Annotated in this window: 5 protein-coding genes; 3 read left to right on the top strand and 2 right to left on the bottom strand. The window is 59.0% G+C overall.

Features of this window, described 5'->3' with window-relative positions:
- Nucleotides 1–246: 246 nt before the first annotated feature.
- The gene (locus FEM54_RS21555) at nucleotides 247–1,476 is read right to left on the bottom strand and encodes an acyl-CoA dehydrogenase (protein WP_058420935.1); all 1,230 of its coding nucleotides are present in this window, start codon (nucleotides 1,474–1,476) and stop codon (nucleotides 247–249) included.
- A 166-nt stretch (nucleotides 1,477–1,642) separates the two neighbouring features.
- Between FEM54_RS21555 and FEM54_RS21550 the strand changes: the two genes are divergently transcribed.
- The 3 genes from FEM54_RS21550 to FEM54_RS21540 all read left to right on the top strand — a co-directional run bounded on the left by FEM54_RS21550 (nucleotide 1,643) and on the right by FEM54_RS21540 (nucleotide 4,032).
- A complete protein-coding gene (locus tag FEM54_RS21550; protein ID WP_017136514.1) occupies nucleotides 1,643–2,578 on the top strand; it encodes a LysR family transcriptional regulator in 936 nt (311 codons plus the stop codon).
- Between the two features lie 144 nt (nucleotides 2,579–2,722).
- Entirely contained in the window at nucleotides 2,723–3,115 is a 393-nt protein-coding gene (locus FEM54_RS21545) for a MerR family transcriptional regulator (protein ID WP_017136513.1), read from the top strand.
- A 17-nt stretch (nucleotides 3,116–3,132) separates the two neighbouring features.
- Nucleotides 3,133–4,032 (top strand): hydroxymethylglutaryl-CoA lyase, encoded by a 900-nt coding sequence (locus FEM54_RS21540; RefSeq protein ID WP_138452900.1) that lies wholly within the window; start codon nucleotides 3,133–3,135, stop codon nucleotides 4,030–4,032.
- Between the two features lie 576 nt (nucleotides 4,033–4,608).
- On the opposite strand, the gene FEM54_RS21535 is transcribed toward FEM54_RS21540, so the two are convergent.
- Nucleotides 4,609–6,246 carry an AMP-binding protein gene (locus tag FEM54_RS21535; protein WP_138452898.1) on the bottom strand — a complete coding sequence of 546 codons (1,638 nt, stop codon included), beginning with the start codon at nucleotides 6,244–6,246 and terminating at the stop codon, nucleotides 4,609–4,611.
- Between the last annotated feature and the right edge of the window lie 88 nt (nucleotides 6,247–6,334).

Raw genomic sequence — 6,334 nt, 5'->3', positions numbered from 1 at the left:
GGCTTGCCCTGCGTTGGGCTGCGAAGCAGCCCCAAACCCAGTCGCTGAGTTCTTTCAGGAAAATTGCAGTGCCTTTACTGGGCCGCTTCGCAGCCAACGCAGGGCAAGCCTGCTCGCCACAGGAGAAATTGGCTGCCTTCAAAAGTTGTGTAGATACCTATGCTCATCGCGGGCAAGCCCGGCTCCCACCTTTGGAATGCATTCCAGTGTGGGAGCTGGCTTGCCTGCGATGCAGGCGCCTCGGTGTTACTGCCCGCTGCGCATCAGCTCTTTAGGCACATACTTGCCAATCTCAAACTTGCCAATCGCCGCACGGTGCACTTCATCCGGGCCGTCGGCCAGGCGCAGGGTGCGTTGCATGGCGTACATGTAGGCCAGCGGGAAGTCGTTGGAAACACCGGCGCCACCATGGATCTGAATCGCCCGGTCAATCACCTTCAAGGCCACGTTCGGCGCCACGACCTTGATCTGCGCGATTTCGCTTTTCGCCACTTTGTTACCGACGGTGTCCATCATGTACGCCGCTTTCAGGGTCAGCAGGCGCGCCATGTCGATTTCCATCCGCGAGTCGGCGATCTTGTCGATATTGCCGCCCAGGCGCGCCAATGGTTTGCCGAACGCGGTGCGGCTGACGGAGCGTTTACACATCAGTTCCAGCGCACGCTCGGCCATGCCGACGGAGCGCATGCAGTGGTGTATGCGGCCTGGGCCAAGGCGGCCCTGGGCGATTTCGAAGCCACGGCCTTCACCCAGCAGTACGTTTTCATACGGCACACGCACGTTGTCGAACAGTACTTCAGCGTGGCCGTGGGGTGCGTCGTCGTAGCCGAACACCGGCAGTGGTCGTACGATTTTTACCCCTGGCGTGTCTACCGGCACCAGGATCATCGAGTGCTGCTGGTGGCGCGGCGCGTCCGGGTTGCTCAGGCCCATGAAGATCAGGATCTTGCAACGCGGGTCGCAGGCGCCGGAGGTCCACCACTTCTTGCCATTAATCACCCACTCATCGCCTTGACGCTCGGCGCGGGCGGCCATGTTGGTGGCGTCGGATGAGGCCACGTCCGGTTCGGTCATGGCGAACGCCGAGCGAATCTCGCCGCGCAGCAGCGGTTCGAGCCAGCGTTGCTTCTGTTCTTCATTGGCGTAACGCACCAGCACTTCCATGTTGCCAGTGTCGGGGGCGGAACAGTTGAACGGCTCCGGGCCCAACAGCGAGCGGCCCATGATTTCGGCCAATGGCGCATATTCGAGGTTGGTCAGGCCGGCGCCCAGCTCGGATTCGGGCAGGAACAGGTTCCATAGGCCTTCGGCTTTGGCACGGGCTTTGAGCTCTTCCATGATCGCGGTGGGCTGCCAGCGGTCACCTTCGCTGACCTGGCGTTCGAACACCGGCTCGGCCGGGTAAACGTAAGCGTCCATGAACGCAGTGACGCGTTCACGCAGTTCCTGAACCTTGGGCGAATAGGCGAAATCCATGAGCAGCTCCCTTCTCTGAGAGGTTGTTTAGGTCATGCAATCGATGCTAGAACAGCGCTGATAATTTACCTAGCCTATTCTCGGCGTGTATTAACATTCATCACCGATATATGATCGGCGTATGAGCACCTGATAAATCGCCACCTGAAAATAAGAGCGCAACGAAATGAATCTGAGCAAGGTCGACCTCAACCTGTTTATCGTCTTCGACGCGATCTACACCGAAGCCAACCTGACCCGCGCCGGGCAGATCGTTGGTATCACCCAGCCGGCGGTATCCAACGCCCTGGCCCGCCTGCGCGAAACCTTCAACGACCCGCTGTTCGTGCGCACCGCGCAAGGCATGGTGCCCACGCCCATGGCGCAGAACATCATCGGCCCGGTGCGCAACGCGTTGTCGTTGCTGCGGGTGTCGGTGCAGGAAAGCCGAATTTTCAACCCGCAACAGGCGGCCAAGACTTATCGCATCAGCATGACCGACCTCACCGAGGCGGTGATTCTGCCGCTGCTGTTCCAGCGCCTGCGCCGCCTGGCGCCAACCGTGGTGATCGAGAGTTTCTTGTCCAAACGCCGCGAAACCACCAAGGAACTGGCCGCCGGGCGCCTGGACTTTGCCGTGGACGCACCGCTCAACACCGACCCGCAAGTGCGCCACGTCAAACTGATGGAAGATCGCTATGTATGCGCCATGCGCAAGGGCCATCCGATGGCGGGAAAGGACAAGTTCACGCTGGATGACTACCTGTCGCTGACTCACATTCATATCTCCAGCCGCCGCAACGGCCTGGGCCACGTTGACCTAGCGCTGGGCAAGATGGGCATCCAGCGCAAGATCGCCCTGCGTTCCCAGCATTACCTGATGGCTTCGCAAGTGTTGCAGCAGACCGACATGGTGATGACCGTGCCCGAACGCTTTGCCCGCCGCCATGAGCTGCATTGGTTCAACCTGCCGGTCAACGATGTGCCGCCGGTGGAAACCCACCTGTACTGGCACGAAAGCACCGACCAGGACCCGGCCAACCGCTGGATGCGTGAGCAGATGATCGAGTTGTGCCAGCAAGTCACCGCGCACGAAAAGAAACTGGATGGCAAGCAAGCCTAAGCTCTGGTGAGCAGGCTTGTTGTAGTGAGCAGGCTTGCCACAGCAAGCTCCCTCGCCACAGGGTGTGAGTCAATCCAGGCTATTTGCTTGACGTAAACGTCAACCTGCCTTTAGCTTAGCGCCAAGACCTTCTTGAGCGCCGCCATGAGCACGACCTACAGCATCTCTGACCTCGCCCGCGAGCTCGACATCACCACCCGCGCCATTCGTTTCTACGAAGAACAAGGCCTGCTGGCCCCGGAGCGCCGGGGCCAGGAGCGCATCTACTCGGCGCGCGACAAGGTCAGCCTCAAGTTGATCCTGCGCGGCAAGCGCATCGGTTTTTCCCTGGCCGAATGCCGTGAGCTGATCGAACTCTATGACCCCACCAGCGGCAACCACATCCAGCTCAACAGCATGCTGGCGAAAATCGCCGAGCGCCGTGAGCAGCTCGAGCAACAGATGCTTGATATCGAACAGATGAAGCTGGAACTGGACACCGCCGAAGAGCGTTGCACCCAGGCGCTGGCGCAGACCATGAACCCGGTTGGTCCATAAACACAAGGTAGCTGCCCATGTCTCTCCCCTCTTATGTGCGCCTGGTGGAAGTCGGCCCGCGCGACGGTTTGCAGAACGAAGCCCAGCCGATCAGCGTGGCCGACAAGGTTCAACTGGTGGACGCACTCAGCTCAGCCGGCTTGAGTTATATCGAAGTCGGCAGTTTTGTCTCGCCCAAATGGGTGCCGCAGATGGCCGGCTCCGCCGAGGTGTTTGCGCAGATCCAGCGCACGCCCGGCGTCACCTACGGCGCGCTGGCACCAAACCTGCGCGGCTTTGAAGATGCGCTGGCGGCTGGCGTAAAGGAAGTCGCGGTATTTGCGGCGGCGTCCGAGGCGTTTTCGCAGCGCAATATCAACTGCTCCATCAGCGACAGCCTGGAGCGCTTTGCGCCGATCATGGCGGCCGCCAAGCAACACGGCATCAGCGTGCGTGGTTATGTGTCGTGTGTGTTGGGTTGCCCTTACGAAGGCCAGATTGCGCCGGAACAAGTCGCCGCAGTAGCACGTGAGTTGTATGCCATGGGCTGTTATGAAGTGTCGCTGGGCGACACCATCGGCACCGGTACCGCAGGCGCCACACGACGGTTGTTCGAAGTGGTCGGCGCGCAGGTGCCACGGGACAAGCTGGCCGGGCATTTCCATGACACCTATGGCCAGGCAATCGCGAATATCTACGCCAGCCTGCTCGAAGGCATCACGGTGTTCGACAGCTCTATTGCGGGCCTGGGCGGCTGCCCTTACGCCAAGGGCGCCAGCGGTAACGTCGCCACCGAAGATGTGGTGTACCTGCTCAATGGTCTGGGTATCGACACCGGTATCGATCTGGAGGCATTGATTCGTGCAGGCCTGCAGATCAGTAACGTGCTGGTTCGGCCGACGGGTTCGCGAGTCGCCAAGGCACGTAACGCCGGTTGAGTAGCTTAGCCGTGACAATGTGTTACCGCACGCATACACATCGAGTAACACGGGAACATATTTTGTCGAATTATCCGTAGGCAAAACCCTACACAAAAATTAAACCATTGATTTTAAATGACTTTTATAAGTTGGCACGGCTCCTGCTATCTCTATGGCATAACAAGAATAAAAAGCGCCAAACCTAATAAAAATAAGACGAAACGACTCTGACATAACAAAAACAACACGGCAGAGACGCAGCTAACAGATTTTTTTGAAGAAGATGTGCTTCGCAGGGTACGGCGTGCCGACACCCGCAACCGGTTAGAGAAAAATAAAACTACCTCAGGTAGCTGCCACTGGTTGGATCGTTAACGAAGAAGCAGATCAGCGTTCAAAAAAATACGTTTGCTCTTGATCCCGGATGGGGGTCGCAAAAAACAGCGGTAAAGGGTAACGGTTGCCAAAAACAACAACAGACCGCCCCTCAATAATAAAAAAAGAGCACGCAACGACAAATTAAAGGGGACCTTCGGGTCCCCTTTGTGCTTTCTGTGGAAGCTGGCTTGCCAGCTCCCACATAAGCCTGTGCTGTCAGTTGGATTGGGTTCGCAGCTCCTCGATCGAAATTTCGCGCATGCGAAACTTCTGGATCTTGCCCGTCACCGTCATCGGAAACTCATCCACGAACTTGAAGTGCTTGGGCGTCTTGAAGTGCGCAATGCGGCCCTTGCACCAGGTTTGCAGCTCCAGTTCGTTGGCCACATGGCCGGGATGGAATTTGACCCAGGCAACGATCTCTTCGCCGTAACGCTCATCCGGAATGCCAATGATCTGCACATCGGCCACCGCCGGGTGAGTGAAGAAAAACTCCTCCAGCTCGCGCGGGTACACGTTCTCACCGCCACGAATGATCATGTCCTTGTTGCGCCCGGCGATGCACACGTAGCCGTGTTCATCCATGCTCGCCAGGTCGCCGGTATGCATCCAGCCTGCGTCATCAATCGCGTCGCGGGTGCCTTCGGGGTTGTTCCAGTAGCCGAGCATCACGCTGTAGCCACGGGTGCAGAGTTCACCGATCTGGCCACGGGGCACGGTGTTACCGGCCTCGTCGATAATTTTGTTTTCGAGCTGGGGCTGGGTGCGGCCAACGGTGGTGACGCGCCGCTCCAGGTCGTCATCGGCGCCGGTCTGCAATGACACCGGGCTGGTTTCGGTCATGCCATAGGCAATCTGCACTTCGCCCATATGCAACTCGCTGATGACCCGACGCATCACTTCAATGGGGCACGTGGCGCCGGCCATGATGCCGGTGCGCAAGGTGGCCAGGTCGAATTCGCTGCGACGTGGGTGATCCAGCAGCGCAATAAACATGGTCGGCACGCCGTACAGGCCGGTGGCGCGTTCTTGCGCGACGGCGGTGAGCGTCAGCAGCGGGTCGAAACCGTCATTGGGGTAAATCATGGTGGTGCCGTGGGTGATACAGCCGAGGTTGCCCATGACCATGCCAAAGCAGTGGTACAGCGGCACCGGGATCACCAGGCGGTCCTGCGCGGTGAGGCCCAGGCTTTCGCCGACCATGTAACCGTTATTGAGGATGTTGTGGTGACTGAGGGTGGCGCCCTTGGGGAAGCCCGTAGTGCCGGAGGTGTACTGGATGTTGACGGCTTGATCGAAGTGCAGGCTGGCTTGGCGACTATAAAGCTGCTCGGGCGGGATGCCAGCACCGAGGGCCGCCAACTGCGACCAGGGCATAAATCCCGCTGGCGGGCTGGGGTCCAGGCTGATGAGGCCGCGCACGTCGGGGTTCAGTTCCTGCAACATCGCGTGGTAATCGGAGCTCTTGAACGAGCCGGCACACACCAGCCATGCGCAGCCGGACTGTTTGAGTACGTAGTCCAATTCGCTGCTGCGGTAGGCCGGGTTGATATTCACCAGGATCACCCCGAGCTTGGCGCTGGCTATTTGAGTGATGCACCACTCGGCACAGTTGGGCGCCCAGATGCCCAGGCGATCGCCGGTTTGCATGCCCAGGGCCATGAATGCGCGGGCGTGCAAATCCACCGTCTCGGCCAACTCCCGCCAGGTGTAACGGCGTTGCTGATGGCGCACCACCAAGGCTTCGCCATCGGGGTAGTGCGCAACGGTGCGATCGAAAGCCTGACCGATGGTCATGGCCAGCAAGGTCTTGTCCTGGGAGCCACGGCTGTAGCTCGGGTGCGGTTGATCCATAACGACCCCTGTTGTCTTTTTTGTAGGTTGACGTAAACGTAAACTACGATTGACAGCGCCGTAACGCAAGCTTACGTTAACGTAAAGG

It is taken from the genome of Pseudomonas edaphica, from assembly GCF_005863185.1.
Lineage (GTDB): Bacteria > Pseudomonadota > Gammaproteobacteria > Pseudomonadales > Pseudomonadaceae > Aquipseudomonas > Aquipseudomonas edaphica.
The sequence above is the reverse complement of the archived record's forward strand: the minus strand, read 5'-3'. Positions and strand labels throughout refer to the sequence as shown.

Excerpts from the sequence above, each read along its gene's own strand:
- FEM54_RS21540 (WP_138452900.1), top strand. The coding sequence starts at position 3,133 with ATGTCTCTCCCCTCTTATGTGCGCCTGGTGGAAGTCGGCCCGCGCGAC.
- FEM54_RS21550 (WP_017136514.1), top strand. The coding sequence starts at position 1,643 with ATGAATCTGAGCAAGGTCGACCTCAACCTGTTTATCGTCTTCGACGCG.
- FEM54_RS21535 (WP_138452898.1), bottom strand. The coding sequence starts at position 6,246 with ATGGATCAACCGCACCCGAGCTACAGCCGTGGCTCCCAGGACAAGACC.
- FEM54_RS21555 (WP_058420935.1), bottom strand. The coding sequence starts at position 1,476 with ATGGATTTCGCCTATTCGCCCAAGGTTCAGGAACTGCGTGAACGCGTC.
- FEM54_RS21545 (WP_017136513.1), top strand. The coding sequence starts at position 2,723 with ATGAGCACGACCTACAGCATCTCTGACCTCGCCCGCGAGCTCGACATC.